Source organism: Sphingomonas sp. LT1P40 (assembly GCF_036663835.1).
Lineage (GTDB): Bacteria > Pseudomonadota > Alphaproteobacteria > Sphingomonadales > Sphingomonadaceae > Sphingomonas.
The window spans coordinates 1,176,119-1,193,055 of sequence record NZ_JAXOJT010000001.1 but is presented as its reverse complement, the minus strand read 5'-3'; the positions used below and the strand labels follow the sequence as shown (position 1 = coordinate 1,193,055).

The 16,937-nt window shown below is 65.3% G+C and carries 16 protein-coding genes; 10 read left to right on the top strand and 6 right to left on the bottom strand.

The features are described from left to right. Positions 1–36 precede the first annotated feature (36 nt). On the top strand, positions 37–822 hold the full coding sequence (gene rutD, locus U1702_RS05870) for a pyrimidine utilization protein D (RefSeq protein ID WP_332722895.1): 786 nt from the start codon (positions 37–39) through the stop codon (positions 820–822). Between the two features lie 4 nt (positions 823–826). Continuing rightward, positions 827–1,888: a pyrimidine utilization protein A gene (gene rutA / locus U1702_RS05865; protein ID WP_332722894.1), complete on the top strand. Its 1,062-nt coding sequence runs from the start codon at positions 827–829 to the stop codon at positions 1,886–1,888. Here the strand turns inward: rutA and U1702_RS05860 are convergent. Together U1702_RS05860 and U1702_RS05855 are read right to left on the bottom strand one after the other, a co-directional pair. Continuing rightward, a complete protein-coding gene (locus tag U1702_RS05860) occupies positions 1,824–2,420 on the bottom strand; it encodes a DUF4199 domain-containing protein (protein ID WP_332722892.1) in 597 nt (198 codons plus the stop codon). The two genes, rutA and U1702_RS05860, sit on opposite strands and share 65 nt — an antisense overlap. A gap of 84 nt (positions 2,421–2,504) precedes the next feature. Continuing rightward, entirely contained in the window at positions 2,505–3,041 is a 537-nt protein-coding gene (locus U1702_RS05855; RefSeq protein WP_332722890.1) for a helix-turn-helix transcriptional regulator, read from the bottom strand. Between the two features lie 201 nt (positions 3,042–3,242). On the opposite strand from U1702_RS05855, the gene U1702_RS05850 reads away from it, so the two are divergent. Continuing rightward, on the top strand, positions 3,243–5,195 hold the full coding sequence (locus tag U1702_RS05850; protein WP_332722888.1) for an AAA family ATPase: 1,953 nt from the start codon (positions 3,243–3,245) through the stop codon (positions 5,193–5,195). Here the strand turns inward: U1702_RS05850 and U1702_RS05845 are convergent. Beyond that, a complete protein-coding gene (locus U1702_RS05845) occupies positions 5,192–6,262 on the bottom strand; it encodes a PA0069 family radical SAM protein (protein WP_332722886.1) in 1,071 nt (356 codons plus the stop codon). The two genes, U1702_RS05850 and U1702_RS05845, sit on opposite strands and share 4 nt — an antisense overlap. A gap of 141 nt (positions 6,263–6,403) precedes the next feature. Here U1702_RS05845 and U1702_RS05840 point away from each other — a divergent pair, with 141 nt between their 5' ends. Both U1702_RS05840 and U1702_RS05835 read left to right on the top strand, forming a co-directional pair. Continuing rightward, the gene (locus U1702_RS05840; protein WP_332722884.1) at positions 6,404–6,769 is read left to right on the top strand and encodes a MarR family winged helix-turn-helix transcriptional regulator; all 366 of its coding nucleotides are present in this window, start codon (positions 6,404–6,406) and stop codon (positions 6,767–6,769) included. Next, positions 6,766–7,962, top strand: a complete 1,197-nt coding sequence (locus U1702_RS05835; protein ID WP_332722882.1) for an MFS transporter — start codon at positions 6,766–6,768, stop codon at positions 7,960–7,962. Before U1702_RS05840 ends, U1702_RS05835 begins: the two co-directional genes overlap by 4 nt. Positions 7,963–8,076: 114 nt before the next feature. Here U1702_RS05835 and moaB read toward each other — a convergent pair whose 3' ends face one another. From moaB to U1702_RS05820, 3 genes are read right to left on the bottom strand one after another with little or no spacing between them, the layout of a single operon-like run. After that, positions 8,077–8,601, bottom strand: a complete 525-nt coding sequence (moaB, locus tag U1702_RS05830) for a molybdenum cofactor biosynthesis protein B (protein ID WP_332722880.1) — start codon at positions 8,599–8,601, stop codon at positions 8,077–8,079. Beyond that, on the bottom strand, positions 8,591–10,357 hold the full coding sequence (locus U1702_RS05825) for a lytic transglycosylase domain-containing protein (RefSeq protein WP_332722878.1): 1,767 nt from the start codon (positions 10,355–10,357) through the stop codon (positions 8,591–8,593). Before U1702_RS05825 ends, moaB begins: the two co-directional genes overlap by 11 nt. Next, positions 10,354–11,067, bottom strand: coding sequence for a uracil-DNA glycosylase family protein (locus tag U1702_RS05820; RefSeq protein ID WP_332722876.1), 714 nt, complete (start codon positions 11,065–11,067; stop codon positions 10,354–10,356). The genes U1702_RS05825 and U1702_RS05820 overlap by 4 nt, the downstream gene beginning before the upstream one ends. Positions 11,068–11,202: 135 nt before the next feature. Between U1702_RS05820 and U1702_RS05815 the strand changes: the two genes are divergently transcribed. The 5 genes from U1702_RS05815 to U1702_RS05795 all read left to right on the top strand — a co-directional run bounded on the left by U1702_RS05815 (position 11,203) and on the right by U1702_RS05795 (position 16,932). Then, positions 11,203–12,864, top strand: a complete 1,662-nt coding sequence (locus U1702_RS05815) for an electron transfer flavoprotein-ubiquinone oxidoreductase (protein ID WP_332722874.1) — start codon at positions 11,203–11,205, stop codon at positions 12,862–12,864. A gap of 34 nt (positions 12,865–12,898) precedes the next feature. Further along, a complete protein-coding gene (locus U1702_RS05810; protein WP_332722873.1) occupies positions 12,899–14,461 on the top strand; it encodes a tetratricopeptide repeat protein in 1,563 nt (520 codons plus the stop codon). Beyond that, positions 14,461–15,288, top strand: coding sequence for a 4-(cytidine 5'-diphospho)-2-C-methyl-D-erythritol kinase (locus U1702_RS05805; RefSeq protein ID WP_332724589.1), 828 nt, complete (start codon positions 14,461–14,463; stop codon positions 15,286–15,288). The genes U1702_RS05810 and U1702_RS05805 overlap by 1 nt, the downstream gene beginning before the upstream one ends. Positions 15,289–15,475: 187 nt before the next feature. Further along, complete coding sequence (locus U1702_RS05800) at positions 15,476–16,204, top strand: enoyl-CoA hydratase/isomerase family protein (RefSeq protein WP_332722871.1); 729 nt, start codon at positions 15,476–15,478, stop codon at positions 16,202–16,204. Beyond that, positions 16,201–16,932 (top strand): N-formylglutamate amidohydrolase, encoded by a 732-nt coding sequence (locus U1702_RS05795; RefSeq protein ID WP_332722869.1) that lies wholly within the window; start codon positions 16,201–16,203, stop codon positions 16,930–16,932. The genes U1702_RS05800 and U1702_RS05795 overlap by 4 nt, the downstream gene beginning before the upstream one ends. The last annotated feature ends 5 nt before the right edge of the window (positions 16,933–16,937 follow it).

Below are 16,937 nucleotides of genomic sequence, written 5' to 3'. Positions count from 1 at the left end.
TCTTATGCTCGCCTCTCGCTGGGGGGAGATCGCGTTTTGCCGCATGCGGCGGGAATCTATTTTGAGCTTCATGGTCCGTCGGACGGGCCGCCCCTGATTCTGTCGTCGGGGCTGGGTGGGTCGGCGAGCTATTGGCAGCTCAATCTGGAAGCGCTGGCCGCTGGGCATTGCGTGCTGGCGTACGATCATCGCGGGACCGGGCGCAGCGACCGGGCGTTGCCGGATGCGGTCACCGTCGACGACCTCGCAGACGATATGCTTGGCCTGATGGATGCGCTGGGCTGGGATCGCGCCGGCATCGTCGGACATGCCGCAGGTGGCGTCGCGGGGCTGGCGCTGGGAATCAAGGCTCCGGAACGGCTCGACAAGCTCGTGGTGGTCAATGGGTGGGCGAGCGCGGACCCGCATTTTCTGCGCTGTTTCGAGGCGCGGTTGAACCTGTTGCGGCATTCGGGTGTGGAGGCTTTTCTGCGCGCACAGCCGATCTTTCTCTATCCCGCCGACTGGATCAGCGCGAACAGCGCCGAACTCGATGCCGAACTGCCTCACCAGATCGCGGCGTTTCCGGGCCGCGAAACGATGGAGAAGCGGATTGCCGCACTCGCCGGATTCGACGCGCGGGGGAAACTTTCCGAGTTGGGGGACCGTGTACTGGTGCTGGTCGCCGCCGATGACATGCTGGTCCCGGCGTCGGCGGGTGGCCGGTTGCACCACGAACTGGGTTCGTGCTCGCTCGAAAATATGCCGCGGGGCGGTCATGCCTGTAACGTTACCGATCCCGCGCTGTTCAACCGCATCATTCTCGAATTTCTGAGGAGCTAAGGCCATGGAAGTCGGCGTTTTTGTCCCCATCAACAACAATGGCTGGCTCATCAGCGAGAACGCGCCGCAGTACATGCCGTCGTTCGATCTCAATAAACAGATCGCCCAGAGTGCCGAAAAGCACGGCCTCGATTTCCTGTTGTCGATGATCAAGCTGCGCGGTTTCGGGGGCAAGACCGAGTTCTGGGAGTACGGGCTGGAAAGCTTCACGCTGATGGCGGGGCTGGCCGCGGTGACCGAGAAGATCAAGATCTATGCCACCTGTCCCACGCTGGTCATTCCGCCCGCCTTTGCCGCGCGAATGTGCAATACGATCGATTCGATCAGTCATGGCCGCTTCGGGCTGAACCTCATCACGGGATGGCAGCGGCCCGAATATAGCCAGATGGGATTGTGGCCCGGCGACGAGCATTTCCGGAATCGTTACAAGATGCTGGACGAATATGCGGGCATCTTGCGTGAACTGTGGGAAACCGGGCGAAGCGACTTCAAGGGCGATTATTACGAGATGGACGATTGCCTCGTCCGTCCGAAGCCCGGAGGCGACATGAAGATCATCTGTGCGGGATCGTCGGACGAGGGGCTCGCCTTCTCCGCAAAATGGGCCGACTATGCCTTTTGCCTGGGCAAGGGCGTGAATACGCCGACCGCGTTCGCCTTCAACAACGAACGGCTGGCCGAGGCGACCGCCAAGACGGGCCGCGACGTGAAGGTTTTCGTGCTGGTCATGATTATCGCCGACGAGACCGACGAAGCGGCGATGGCGAAGTGGAAATCGTATAATGATGGCGTCGATATCGACGCGATCGCGTGGCTCAAAGATCAGGGCGCGGCGGACAAGCATAATGCCACCACCAATGTCCGCCAGCTCGCCGCGCCGGAGGGGGCGGTGAACATCAATATGGGGACGCTGGTCGGCAGCTATGAGAGCGTTGCGCGGATGCTGGACGAGATGTCGGAGGTGCCGAACACGGGCGGCGTGTTGTTGACGTTCGACGACTTCATCGAGGGGGTGGAGGCGTTCGGGACACGGATTCAGCCTCTGATGAAGTGTCGTCAGCGTTGATCGGGAGCCGCAGAAAGCGCGGGTTGCGAAGGAGCGCTGCGGAGAGCAGCGAGACCAGCAGACCAACCGGAAAAATCTCGCTGAAAGTAATGGCGAGGCGGGCGAACGGGTTGGCGTAGAGCGTCTGCATGCTCGCCATCTGCGCCTGAAGCGCGGCGAGGTCGGCAGCGCTGGCCCCGGCGACGCGGCGCTCCTCGATCATCCGTGCGCTCATGTCGGCGATGAAGTTGCCACTATTGACCGCGAGAACACCCTCCCACACCAGCACATAGACCAAGCCCGCGACGACCGAGATGGCTAGGCCAAGTCCGAAGGCGGGCAGGAAGCGGATTACCCCGCCCAGTTCGTGATCCCGCCACCTTTTCACCCCGACGAACACGGCGCTGAGCGCGATCAGCATCGTCAGATAGCCAATCGCCATGCCGATCGCGCCCGTCGGCGGGTTGTCGGCCATCAGCGTGCCCATCAGGAACAGCGGCGTGCCGACGACGACGCCTGCAATCAGGCCGTAGGTCAAAATGGTTCTAAGCATGCGATTTCCCCTGTTGATCGATGCGGTGAACAGAGCGGTGGGATCGAAGGTCGGCAATCGCCCAAAAAGGTGATTTCTGGAAAATCACCCGATCAGACCAAGCTCGCGGGCACGGGCGAGCGCGTCGGTGCGACGGCTGGCGCCCAGTTTCTCGAACAGCCGGGCGATATGGGTTTTGACGGTGTTGGGCGAGATGCCGAGGTTGCGGGCGATCTGCTTGTTGCTGTGGCCCGCGGCGATCTCGCGGAGCACGGCCATCTCACGCTCACTGATGCCGAGCGTGGCTTGAGCGGCGGGATTACGCGCAGACCGGGCGAGGGGAGACGATCCCAGCACCCGCGCGCCGATGACCAATCCAAGCGCGAGAAACGCTCCGGCGACGATCAGCAGGTAGAGTTCGGTCGAATGCGCCCGCGCCAGCCAGCGATAGTCGAGCAATTGCAACAGCGCCGTGCCGAGCGCGAGCAGGACACCATAGACCGCGACCTGCCGCCACCAGAAGGTTGATCGTGTCGCAGTGTTCCGCTTTATTCTGTCATCGCCGATGCTGGATGGGTTCGCAATGTGCCGGTCTTGCGCAAGCGGAACGATTCGGCTAATCGGCCAGCCGCTCGCGGCCAAGCCCGGAGCCATTGGAGACGTGAATTGCTGGACCGTTATTTCCTGTTGGGGATGAACCCCGGGACCGTCAGCACCCTTCCGTAAAGCGCCTGCCCAAGCGCTGCGGCGGGTGAAGGCACCTCCGCGAAAATCCCAGAACAAATTGGACAAGTCCCGCACCACTGCATGCATCTGCGTGCCGTCCGGCGGGCAGGGATGGGTATGTTGGACGAACATGATGTGGTCCGCGCGATATTGCTGCGGATCGGCCGGGACACGCCCGGCACCTCGCCATTGGCGAAGGCCGTGCTCGGTTGGGCGCGGCCAAATGCGAAATGGCTGCTGGGCAAGCGTGCCGAGCGGCTGAACTGGCGCGAGCTGCGCGCCGCGATGGCGGTCGTCGATGAGCGGGCAGATGTGGAGTCGCGCCCGCTTGAGGTTACGGCGCGGCTGGCCGAGGCACTGTGCCTGGGCAAAGTGGACGCGCGCGTGCTGATAGCGGCGGTCGCGATGGAGCGTTGTCCGCGCGCGCGCGGCCTGTCGCGGCTGTTGCTCGATCAGGAGCGCGATCTGGCGGCGATGCTGGCGGAGATTGCGGGCGTCGATCCGCATGCGATTCGGCGGTGCCAGCCGGTGCGGCTGGGCCTGGTCCGGCTGCACGACCGGCGCGGCGGCGGTGTCGAGATCGAGATCGGCTGGACGCTGGAGCGGTTGCTCGATCGCCCTGGCAGTTCGGGCGACGAATTGCTGGAGATCGTGGTCGGTCCGCGTCAGCAGGCGCGGATCGCGCTGGGCGATTTCGGCGGGCAGCAGGACGATCTGGGATTCCTCGTCCGATTGCTGCGCGGCGCTGTCGCGGGGCGGGCGGAAGGGGTCAATATCCTGATTCACGGGCCGCCCGGAACCGGCAAGACCGAGCTTGCGCGGACGCTGGCGGGCGATGCGGCTGCGGCGCTCTACAGCGTCGGCGAGGCGGATGAGGATGGCGACGAACCGACCCGCTGGGATCGCGTGACCGCACTGCGGCTGGCGCAACGGATGCTGGCCACGCGTGGCCAGGCGGCGCTGTTGTTTGACGAGATGGAAGACATGATCGGCGATGCCGGACCGTCCGACGGCGACTGGATGAAAGGGCGGCAGGGGTCGAAATTGTGGGTCAACCGCATGATCGAAACCAACCCCGTGCCGGTGATCTGGACCACCAATGCGGTCGGCAATATCGATCCGGCGATCCTGCGGCGAATGAGCTTCGTATTGCGGCTCGACCCGCCGTCGGCGCGGGCGGCGGCGGCGATGATCGACCGGATTGCGGGCGAAGAGGGTGTCGCGATCCCGGAATCGGTGCGCTCGCTTGCGGGTGTCGCGTCGGAGACGGCGAGTGTCATGCGGGTGGCGGCGCGCGCGGGACGGTTGGGCGAAGGCGGCGAGGATGTCGCACGGGTGGCGGCGTCGCTGGTCGGGGCGCTGCGTCGCGGAGAGCCAGTGCGGGCGCAGGAAGACCCAATCGATCTCGACCTGTTCGAGGCCGACCGCGATATTCCGGCGCTGTTCGCCGCGATCACCGCGTCGGGGGCGGCGGCGGACGTTTCGCTGTTGCTGACCGGACCGCCGGGGACTGGCAAAACCGGGCTGGCGGGGCATCTGGCGCGCACGCTCGACCGGCCGCTGATCGTCAAGCGCGCGTCCGACCTGTTGTCTAAATGGGTGGGCGGGACCGAGGAGAATATCGCCGACGCCTTTCGTGAGGCGGAGCGGCGCGAGGGCGTGCTGTTGTTCGACGAGGCGGATTCGATCCTGTTCGATCGCAGCACCGCGAAGGCGAGCTGGGAAGTGACGCAGGTGAACGAATTGCTGACCTGGCTCGATCGGCATCCGTTGCCGTTCGTGGCCGCGACCAATCATGCCGGGCGACTCGATCCGGCGGCGTTGCGGCGGTTCGTGTTCAAGCTCGACCTTGGCGCGCTGTCGCCGACGCGGGCGGTGCGGGCGTTCGAGCGGTTCTTTGGCATGACGGCACCGGCGGGGCTGGCGGAAATTGCCGGGCTGACGCCGGGGGATTTCGCGGTGGTAAAGCGGCAGCTGCGCTTTAGCGGGGGTGATGCCGCGTGGATCGTTGAGCGGCTGCGGGACGAGGTCGCGGCGAAGCCGTGCGGGGGTGGGCGGATCGGGTTCTAAAACAACTCGCCCTGCGGCCCGGCAGGCGGGCGGAACAGATCGCGGCGCAGTGGAATATAGGCGCTGTCGAGGCCGTAACGCTTCGCCGCGATCTTGAAGCGCGTGTGAAGCAGGTCCGCCCAGGGTCCCTGTCCGCGAAAGCGCGTGTGGAAGTTGGGATCATTGTCCCGGCCGCCACGGATCGACTGGATCGTCGCCATCACCTTTGCCGCGCGATCGGGGAAGTGGGTGTCGAGCCAGGCGCGGAACAGCGGCGCAACCTCGTGAGGCAATCGGACAGGCAGGAAGAATGCGCCCATAGCCCCTGCCTCCGCCGCGCGTTGCATGATGTGTTCCAGCTCGTGATCGGTGATCGCGGGGATGACGGGGGAGAGCGAGACATAGGTCGGGATGCCCGCCGCGCGCAATTTGGCGACGGCGGCAAGGCGGCGTTCGGGATGCGGCGCGCGGGGCTCGACGGTCATGGCGATTTTCGGGTCGAGCGAGGTGACCGAGATCATCACGGCGGCAAGGCCCTTCGCCGCCATGGGCCCAAGCAGATCGATGTCGCGGGTGACGCGGTCGGACTTGGTGGTGATTGTGATCGGGTGGTCGCACGCGGCCAGCACCTCGATACAGCCGCGCGTGATCCGCCATTCGCGTTCGATCGGTTGATAGGGGTCGGTGTTGGTACCGAACGCAATCGGCTGGCAGCTATAGCCGCGTTTTGAGAGGGCTTGGCGCAGAAGGACCGGGGCGTCGCGCTTGGCGAACAGGCGCGTCTCGAAATCGAGGCCGGGGGAGAGGTCGAGATAGGCGTGGCTGGGCCGGGCAAAGCAGTAGATGCAGCCATGCTCGCACCCGCGATAAGGATTTACCGAGCGGTCGAAGGCGATGTCCGGGGACTGGTTGCGGGTCAGGATCGTGCGGGGTTTTTCGACCGTGACGGTGGTGCGCAATGGAGGCAGGTCGCCGTCAATTGTTTCGCGCTCGTCCAGCCAATCGCCATCGGCTTCGCGCTGCGGTACATTGAAGCGCGTGCTGTCGGTGTTGTTGGTGGCGCCGCGAACTGAGCGAGTCTTGGCCATGTCACAGGCTAGGCGCAACGATAGAACAAATAAAGAACAATCGCTATGAGGCACGGGTTGCGACTTATCGATAAGCGTGTATATGCACGCTTTATGACACCTGCCTCTTGCACTTGTTCACGCCTTCGCCGTGCGACGCGAGTGGCGGCGACGCTTTACGACGAAGCGCTTTTACCCGCGGGTCTCAGCACGACCCAATTTGCCATTCTGCGGACGCTTGATCGAATTGGCGCAACGTCTTTGACGGGACTTGGCGAGGCGGCCTGTTATGATCGCTCCACGCTCAACCGGCTGCTGCGTCCACTCGAAGATCTGGGATTTGTGGTGTCGGGAAGCGGCACCGATGCCCGCGCGCGCATCGTTCGGCTGAGTGATACGGGCAAGGCCGCGATCAAGCGAGCCACGCCGCTGTGGGAAAAAGCGCAGGCGAGCGTTCATGCGCGCATGGGCGGTGATTTGGAAACGCTCCACACTCTGCTTGCCCGTATGGAGGAATTACGCCCGTGAAGCGCGCTTCGATTGTCATCTTCGCGGCCGCCGCGATCGTCACGATTGCGATGGGCGTGCGGCAGTCGTTCGGTCTGTTCCTGCCCGATATGAGCACCGATCTGGGCATAGGACGGAGCGAGTTCGGGCTGGCGCTGGCGATGCAGAATTTGTTGTTCGGGTTCGCACAGCCATTCGTCGGCGCGCTGGGTGACAAATATGGCGCGGGGCGGATCGTGGCAGCAGGGACGGTCCTCTATGTCGCCGGGCTGATCGGCGCATCGTTCGCGGCGGGCGCTTTCGGGCTCTATGTGTCGTTCGGGCTGCTGGTGGGCATGTCGATGTCGGCGACGACGTTCGTCACCGTGCTGGGCGCGGTCGGGCGGGTGGTGCCGGAGGCAAAACGCGGGATGGCGTTCGGCATCGTCACGGCGGGCGGATCGCTGGGGCAATTTCTGCTGGTGCCGGTGGGGCAGCTGTTCATCGCCGAACTGGGCTGGCGGATGGCACTGATCGCGTTGGCCGGGATCGTGGCGGTGATGCTGGTGCTGGCAGTCGGCGTAGCGGGCAAGCCGCAGGCCGCGGTGGCCGCAGGACCTGCGCAGTCGATGCGCGAGGCGCTTGGCGAGGCCGCGGCGCATCGCGGATTCTGGCTGCTCAACGCCGGCTTCTTCGTCTGCGGATTTCACATCGCGTTTCTGGCGACGCATTTCCCGGCCTATCTGTCGGACATGGGGCTGGGCCTAAGCATCGGCGCGACGGCGCTGGCGCTGGTCGGGCTGTTCAATATCTTCGGGTCGTATCTGTTGGGCATGGGTGCGGACCGGTGGAGCAAGACGCGGTTGTTGTCGGGGCTCTATGCCGCACGCGGGGTGGCGATGATCGTGTTCCTGGTGCTACCGCTGACGCCGGTCACCGCACTGGTCTTTGCCGCGACGATGGGATTGCTGTGGCTGGGGACGGTGCCGTTGACGAGCGGGCTGATCGGGCAGATTTTCGGCATCCGGTACTTGTCCACGCTTTATGGCATCGTGTTTCTGAGCCATCAGGTCGGCAGTTTCTTCGGCGCATGGAGCGCGGGGCTGATGTTCGATCGGACCGGCAGTTACGATAGCGTGTGGGTGGCGTCGGTGGTGCTGGCGTTCGCGGCGGCGGCGCTGCATTTGCCGATTTCGGAGCGGCCGGTGGTGCGCTTGCGGACGGCGGAAGCGTGAAGGCGCTGGGCCTTATCGCACTGGCGGCGGTGCTGGCTGGCGGCTGGTGGCTGTGGAGCCGGATCGGGGTGGACGTCGCATTAGGCGCGGCGCTGGTATGGTGCGGATGAGTCGCTATTCCTGAAGTCGGGGCATCAACTCGACGAAATTGCACGGGCGGTGCCGGATATCGAGTTGCGTGGCGAGAATGTCGTCCCAGCCGTCCTTCACCGCGCCGGTCGATCCGGGGAGCGCGAAGATATAGGTGCCGCGCGTGACACAGGCGGTGGCACGCGACTGTATCGTCGAGGTGCCGATCTTGGCGTAGCTGAGCCAGCGGAACAGCTCGCCGAAGCCGGGGATCATCTTGTCGGCGACGCGCTCCAGCGCTTCCGGCGTCACGTCGCGGCCGGTAACGCCAGTGCCGCCAGTGGTGATGATGCAGTCGATCTCGTCATCGTCGACCCACGCATGAAGCTTGCCGACGATCTGGTCCGGGTCGTCGGTCACGATGGCGCGATCGGCCAGTATATGGCCTGCCGCCGTCAGGCGATCGACCAGCGTATCGCCGGAGCGGTCGTCAGCCAGCGTGCGCGTATCGGATACGGTAAGCACCGCGATCCGCACCGGGCGGAACGCGATGCTTTCATCAATTGGCACGGATGACACTGGCCGGACCGGAGGCCGATGCTTGCAAGCGGACCGAGGTCGCACCAGTGGTGCCGGGCACGCGCGGCCACAGCCCCTGAGTCAATGCGGCGCGACTGGTGCCGTCACGGCCGTCTTTCTTTTCGTACATCCAGTAGTTGCGCAGCACGGTCATGACGTAACCGCGCGTCTCCCAGTATGGGATGCTCTCGATGTAGAGCAGCGGGTCGCCATTGTCGCGGATCTGGACGTTCCAGTTGGTGACCGGGGTGGGGCCGGCATTGTACGCCGCGATCACCTTGGGCAGCAGACCGCCGGTAAAGGGCTGATCTCGCAGCTGCTCGATATAGGACTGGCCTACCTCCATGTTGGTGGAGGGGCGCGAGAGGTCGCCGCGTACGATCGTGCGGCCCTGTTTGCGGCCAATATCGGTGGCGGCGGCGGGCATGATCTGCATCAGGCCGTATGCGCCAGCGGGGCTTTGTATTGTCGGATTGAACTTCGATTCCTGAAGCGTGTGGGCGAACACCAAGGATTTATCGACTCGCCAGCCGCCATCTGGCGTCCAGTCCGGCGTCGGGTAACGGGCTTCGCTAAGCGGCATCGTGCCCGCCGGACAATTGTGCGTTAGCCAAAGCTGAGTCGAGGGGAGGCCGAGGCGACCTGCAAGACGCGTGAGCGAGGCGTGTTCGCGCGCGTCGCCGATCTTCGCCTGTTGCCGGATAACGTCGGCCGCAAGCGTATCCTCGTCGATTTCGGCCAAGGCGGCGGCAACGCGGACATTGGGGCGGCGTTCGAGCGCGCGCCAATCGGCGGCGACGAAGCGTTCGGCGCGGGTGGGAATGTCCTTGAGGCCCAGCGCCTGTCGCGCGAGCATGCCGTAGAAGGTCTCACCGTGCAGCGCAGCGACCTTGAGCCGCTGACCTACCAGATCGGGGCGACCGCATGCCATGTCGGCGCGCGAGGCCCAGTAAAGGCCGGCCGAGCGCTTCTCGGTATCGACCGCGCGCTGGGCGACGGAGGCGAATGCGATTTGCGCGGCGGCGCAATCCTTTTGCCGCCATGCGGCGAGACCCTGAACCCAATCCGCAAGCGGGGCGAAATCGCCGGTGCCGGTCTGCGCGCGGGCGGCGACACGACGGGCATCGCTGTCGCGACCAAGCGTGTAATACATCCATGCGACGCGCTGACGCCATTCGGTCAGCGCTTCGCTGGTGAGGTCGGCGGAGCGGGATTCGACCAATGTTTCGGCGGTGCTGGCGTCATCGACCTTGATCAACGGCTGCATTGCGGTGGCGATTTCGGCGGCGGCAGTGTCGGAACGAATCGAGCGGGCGCGCACGCGGGTCGGGGCGGCATCATGCCAGATCAGGCGCTGTGCGGCGGGGAGGAGCGGGAGTTCGGTCGCGCCGCGCGTCTTGGCGAGGCGGGCTAGCTGTTCGCCCTGTGGCAGTTCGGGGGCTTCGGCGAGCACAGCCATCAGCTGTGGCAATTCGGTGCGGGGCGAACCCTTCGCCAGATAGAGTTCGGCGCGGGCGAGCGCGTGGAGCGGGCCGGGGCGCATTGAATCGAGCGCGATCTGGGCGTCAGTCCATTTCTGCGCGCGGATCGCGGCGAAAACGGTGCGGTAGCCGGTACGCTGGGCGGCATCGAGCTGGGCCGGGATGCCGTCGGCGGCGCGCTTGTCAAAGCCGCTCGGGCGGTCATCCGCCTGCGCGACGACCGGCAGGGTGAGGGCCAGGGCGGCCAGGATAATCGGCAACTTCACGTGTCTTGCCCCCCGATAAGCAACTGCAGATTTTTCCAGGCGTCGGCTTTCGCCGCAGGCTTGTCGATCAGGAACCGGGGATGCCGGACCGTGACCGCTGCCGATTGTCCGCCTTCATAGTTAACCTTGTGCAAACGTTCACGGCCGCTTGCGGATTCGGCCCCGAGAATGGCACGGCTCACCGTCTGACCCAGCAATAGCAGCTGTTTGGGGGCAGTGAGCGCGATGTGGTGGCGGGCGAGTTCGGCCAGTCGCGGCTCCGCATCGCGCGGCACCTGTCCGGTGACCGGGCGCGCGGCGCAGAGCGAGGTTAGATAGACGCTGTCGCGGCTGTAGCAGATCGCCGCGAGGATGCGGTCGAGCAACCGGCCCGAGGGGCCGGTGAGCAGCGACGCCGCCTCCGCATCGGTGGGCTCGGGCAGGTCGGTCATCACCATCAGCGGTGCGGCGGGGTTGCCCATCGGTAGCAGGATCGGCTCGCCCCAGCTGGATTCGGGTGCATGGCCGCCGAAACGCCAATCGACGAAGGCCTCCAGCGTCACGGGGAGAGGGGCTTCGACTTCGACCAGCGGTGGTGGAGGGACTGCACCGGGGACGGCGGACGCGGCTTCGCGGGCGCTCCAGTCACGCGGCAATTCATCGACCAGCGTGTCGACGCCAGCCTCCTGCCACCAATCCAGTGCGCTAATCGTGGCTTCGCGCCAGTCCATTGCCCCCTCTATGCCCATAAATCACATAGAGTCACGGCTTGACGCCACCGTCAACTTCCCTCCATCGGGGGAAGGACAGGACGCCCCGCGCGCGCGATGGTTATGCGACGAGAGTGTCCCCGGAGGAGACGGGAAGTGAGCGAACGCGAGTCGATGCCTTACGACGTGGTGATCGTCGGTGCCGGGCCAGCGGGCCTGTCGGCGGCGATCCGGCTGAAACAGCTGGCCGCCGAAGCGGGCAGCGAGATCGGCGTATGCGTCCTGGAAAAAGGGTCCGAGGTCGGCGCGCACATCCTGTCGGGCGCGGTAATCGATCCGAAATCGCTCGACGAATTGTTGCCCGATTGGCGCGACAGCGGCTGTCCGCTGGCCGAAGTGCCGGTGACGGACAACCAGCATTGGATGCTGAGCAAGGCCGGCAAGATCGGCGTGCCGCATTTCATTACGCCGGGCTTCATGCACAACAAGGGCACCTATACCGGCAGCCTGGGCAGTCTGTGCCGTTGGCTGGCAGAGCAGGCCGAAGGGCTGGGGGTCGAGATTTTCCCCGGCTTCGCCGCCGCCGAAATCCTGTTCAATGAGGATGGGTCGGTCAAGGGTGTCGCGACCGGCGACATGGGCGTGGCGCGCGACGGGACGCACAAGCATGATTACCAGCCGGGGCTGGAACTGCATGCGCGCTACACCTTCTTTGGCGAGGGCGTGCGCGGGCATCTGACCAAGCAGCTGATCCGTCAGTTCGACCTGGCGAAGGATTCGGACCCGCAAGTCTATGGCCTGGGCGTCAAGGAATTGTGGGATATCGATCCTGGATTGCATCAGCCGGGGCGGGTGATCCATACGCAGGGCTGGCCATTGAACGAGACCGCCGGGTCGAATGGCGGCGGGTTCCTCTATCATCAGGCGAACGGGCAGGTCGCGCTCGGGTTCGTGACATGGTTGAATTACACCAACCCGTATCTGTCGCCGTTTCAGGAAATGCAGCGCTGGAAGACGCATCCGGCGATCGCGGAAATCCTGAAGGGCGGCAAGCGGGTCAGCTATGGCGCGCGGGCGATCAGCGATGGCGGTTTGCAGTCGATTCCGAAGCTGGTGTTCCCTGGTGGCGCGCTGATCGGTGACAGCGCCGGGTTCCTGAACGTACCGCGGATCAAGGGCACGCACACCGCGATGAAGAGCGGCATGCTGGCGGCGGAAGCGGCCTTTGCGGCGGTGCAGGCGGATCGCACATCGGATGAGCTGACGGCCTATCCGGAGGCATTCGAGGCGAGCTGGGTTTATAAGGAGCTGAGCATCGTCCGTAACGTCGTGCCTTTGGTCAAGAAATTCGGCGATCTGGTCGGGTCGGGGCTGGCGAACGTGACGATGTGGCTGGAAAGCTGGGGCGTGAAGATGCCGTTCACGCTGAAGCATCATCCGGACCATGAAAGCCTGTGGCGAAAGGATCTGGTCAAACCGATCGACTATCCCAAGCCCGACGGCGTGCTGACGTTCGACCGACTGTCGTCGGTGTTCATCTCGAACACCAATCACGAGGAGGACCAGCCGGTCCATCTGACGCTGAAAGACCCCGACATTCCGGTCGAGTACGACCTCCCGATGTACGACGAGCCCGCGCAGCGTTATTGTCCGGCGGGCGTTTACGAGATCGTGGGCGAGGATGTGGGCGAGCCCAAATTCGTGATCAACGCGCAGAATTGCGTTCACTGCAAGACCTGTGACATCAAGGACCCGACGCAAAACATCAACTGGGTCGTCCCGGAGGGCGGCGGAGGACCGAATTATCCCAACATGTAAGAGGTTTGTCCTGCCGCTGGTCGCGCTGGCGGTGATGATGCCACAGACGGCGCTGGCCGATGCGCGGGCCTATGTCCGGGCCCGGGCGGCGGCGGCGGATGGCGAAGTGGGGGTTGCCGCAGCGGGTTATGCCGTGGTGATGGCGACCGCGCCGGACGACGAAGTGGTTGCGATCCGTGCGTATCGCAATGCGCTCGCGGCGGGCGATCTGGTGCTGGCGAAACGGGCCGCAGGGGTGCTGACGCGATCGGGGGTCGCGCCGCCGGATGTGTCGATCCTGATGTTCGCCGATGCGTTGCGCAGCCGCGATCGGACGGCGGCGGATGACGCGGTCGGGCGGATCGGTGCGGGACCGCTCGATTTTCTGACGCCGATCCTGCGTGCCTGGCTGGCCTATGATCGCGGGGAGGACCCGTTTGCGCCGCTCGACGCCTCCACGGAGAGTGCGCTCAGTCGCCGCTATATCGCCGAGCATCGTGCGCTGTTGCTGATCGCTTCGAACCGCACGGACGAGGGGGTATCGGCACTGCATGTGGCGGTGAGTGCGGACCCGGGCAGCGTCGATTTGCGCTGGAACGCCGCAACCTTGCTGGCGGCGAAGGGCAAGCGCAACATCGGGTTGTCGCTGCTGTCAGGCGACGATCCGGTGATGACGGGGCTGCGGGAACGCCTGAAGCGCGGACCGAAGCCGGGCGCGGCGTTCGGGGTCAGCCGTACGCTGACACGGCTGGCGAGCGACCTGGCCGAACAGGAGACGCAGTCGCTGTCGATCCTGCTCGCGCGCTCGGCATTGCTGCTCGATCCGGCGGATGATCGTGCGCGGCTGTTGCTGGCGGCGGCATTGGCGGGTGAACAGGCATATGACCGCGCGTCGGCGGTGCTGGACGGGGTCACGAAGGAAAGCCCCTTTTATGCCGCCGCGCTGGGTGAGCGGATCGACTTGCGGCGCAAGCAGGGCGATCCGGCGGGCGCGCTGACACTGGCCGCGACGCTGGCGGGTTCGCCGGACGCGACGGTCGCGGATCGCCAGCGTTATGCCGATATGCTCGACACGGCGGGGCGAGAGGCCGAGGCGGCGAAAGTCTATGCCGACGCGCTGACACAGGCGGGGGCCGGGGCGAGCTGGGTCAATTACCTGCAACTGGGCGGCGCGCTGGAGCGGGCGGGGCAGTGGGATGCGGCATTGCCGCATTTACTCAAGGCGGTGGAACTGGCACCGGAACAGCCGGTCGCGCTCAACTATCTGGGCTATGCGCAGGTCGAGCGTGGCGAGAATCTGGACGCGGCGCAGGCGTTGCTGGAGCGGGCGAGCGCGCTCAGGCCCGACGATGCAGCGATCACCGATTCGCTGGCCTGGGCCTATTTCCGGCGCGGTGATGTCGCCCGGGCACTGCCGCTGCTGGAAAAGGCGGCGCAGGGCGAGCCCGGTAGTGCCACGATCAACGAACATCTGGGCGATGCCTATTGGAGGGCGGGTCGGCGGTATGAGGCTCGCTATGCGTGGCGCGCGGCGGCACTCTATGCCGAGGGTGAGCAGAAGACGCGGCTGTCGGGCAAGCTGGCCGATGGGCTGGCGCAACGGGTTGCGGCAAACTGATCGTCACCGAACAGGCGCGTGCGAAACTGAACCTGGCGCTGCATGTGCGGCGGCGGCGGGATGACGGCTATCACGAACTGGAAACGCTGTTCGCGTTCGTGGCGGATGGCGACACGGTGACGCTGTCGGACGAGGGCGAGGGGTTTGCGGTCGAGGGGCCGTTTGCCGGCGCGCTGTCGGGCGAGGGCGACAATCTGGTAACGCGGGCGGCGGCGCGGTTTGTTGAGGTTTTCGGGCTGACGGTGCCCGGGCGGATCACGCTGACCAAGCGGCTGCCGGTGGCGTCGGGGCTGGGCGGGGGATCGGCGGATGCGGCGGCGACGTTGCGGTTGCTGGCGCGCTGGCATGGGGTGGCGCTGGACGATGCGTGGTTGTTTGCGGTGGCCGATGGGCTGGGGTCTGATGTTCCGGCGTGTCTGTACGGGGGAACGGCAATCGGGCGGGGGCGGGGCGAGTTGCTAACGCCGGTTGCCGGGGCGGCTGGGACAGCCGTTTTGCTGGTCAATCCGGGTGTGGCGGTCGCGACAGGGCCGGTGTTTGCGGGCTGGGATGGCGTGGATCGTGGGCCATTGATCGAGGGCGATGTGCTGGCGGTGGCGCAAGCTGGGCGCAACGATCTTGAGCCGCCTGCGCTCGCGATTGCGCCGGTGATTGGGGAGGTGCTGGCAATGCTGGCGGCTCAGCGCGGTGCGAGGCTGGCGCGGATGTCGGGGTCGGGCGCGACATGCTTTGCATTGTTCGATAACGCGACCACGCGGGATGTTGCGGCTATGGCCATACGGGCCGCTCAGCCGGGATGGTGGTGTCTCGAAACGGTGCTGTCGTGACAGTTTTTTGTTCTGTTTCGGGACTCGGTACGGACGTCGATGAGCGTGATCGGCGGTTTTCCGCCGTTGGCCCGAACCTTGCGGTGTTTCCCATGCGGATCATGCGCCGGGAGCGAAACGTCCGTGGATGGCCCCCGTTTTCGCCGCTTCAGGCGAGCGGGCGCCATCCCCGCTTTGGCCGTCAGCTATGATCGGCTGGGCGCTTCAAGACCATATCGCGATCCTGACGATCGACAGGGGTTCGGCGCGCAATGCCATTCCGATAGCGGGGTGGGAGGCGCTTGCTGTCGCCGCTGGAGAAATCGCGGGGTCGGATGCGCGGGCGGTGGTCCTGCGATCGGCGATGGACGGGATTTTCTCGGCTGGGGCTGATCTGAACGAGTTTCGCCAACTGGTCGCCGATCCGGCGATGAGACGGCGTTTTCGGGAGGCGATGGCGGCAGGGATCGAGGGTGTGGCGGCACTGCCGATGCCGGTGATCGCGGCGGTGGATGGCGGGTGTTTCGGCGCGGCGGTGGCGCTGACGCTGGCGTGCGATATCGTCGTGGCGGGGGATCAGGCGGTGTTCGCAACGACACCGGCCAAGCTGGGTCTGTCATATCCTGCCGCAGATGTGGCCCGACTGGCTGCCCGTATAGGACATGCCAATGCGGCGATGATGCTGTTTGGCGGCGCGCCCGTGAATGCAGATGCCGCATTTCGCATTGGACTGGCGCAGCGACGTATCGAGCATGCGTTGAGCGTGGCGTGGGCGTTGGCGCACGGGATCGCAGAAAATGTGCCCGAGGCTGTTCGCGCGCTGAAATGCGTACTGCGTGATCCAGCGGCGGAAGGGCATGACCGGACGTTCGACGATGCGTTCGCGTCGGAGGCATTTGCCGAGCGGCTGGAAGCGTTTCTGGGTGGCGCGCGATGAGCGTGGCACGAGTCATCGACGGTACGGGCAATGTGCTGATCCTGTGCGATCATGCGTCCAATGCCGTGCCGGAGGACATCGAGCTGGAGGTCAATCCAGCGTTGCTCGACAAGCATATCGCCATCGACATCGGCGCTGCGGCGGTCACCGAGGGGTTGGCCGCGCGGCAGAACGCCTCTGCCATTCTGGCGACCGTGTCGCGGCTTGTGATCGACCTGAACCGGGAGCCGGACAGTTTGGGGCTGATCCCGCTGATGAGCGACGGGCATCACATTCCGGGCAATGTCGGCGTTGATCGCTGGGAGCGGATCGCGCGCTTTCATGCGCCGTACCATCGCCTGATCGCGGAGGCGATCCGCGCGCGACCGCCCGCTATGCTGGTGTCGGTCCACAGCTTTACGCAGCAACTGGAACATGCGGATGGTCAGGTGCGGCCGTGGGAGGTCGGCATTCTCTATAACCGCGATGCGCGGGCGGCGCGGATCGGGATCGAGTTGCTCAACGCCTCGGGCATCGTGACCGGGGACAATGAGCCCTATTCCGGACGGCTGCTCAACGCGACGATGAACCGGCATGCCGAGGCGAACGGAATCCCCTATCTGGGCATCGAAATCCGCAACGATCTGATCGCCGACGATGGCGACGCTGCACGCTGGGCGGAAAAACTTGCCAAGATAGTATCAGCCGTGCGCGATCACCTTGCGCAAGGGGGGCGTGGGGCGACATAGGCGCT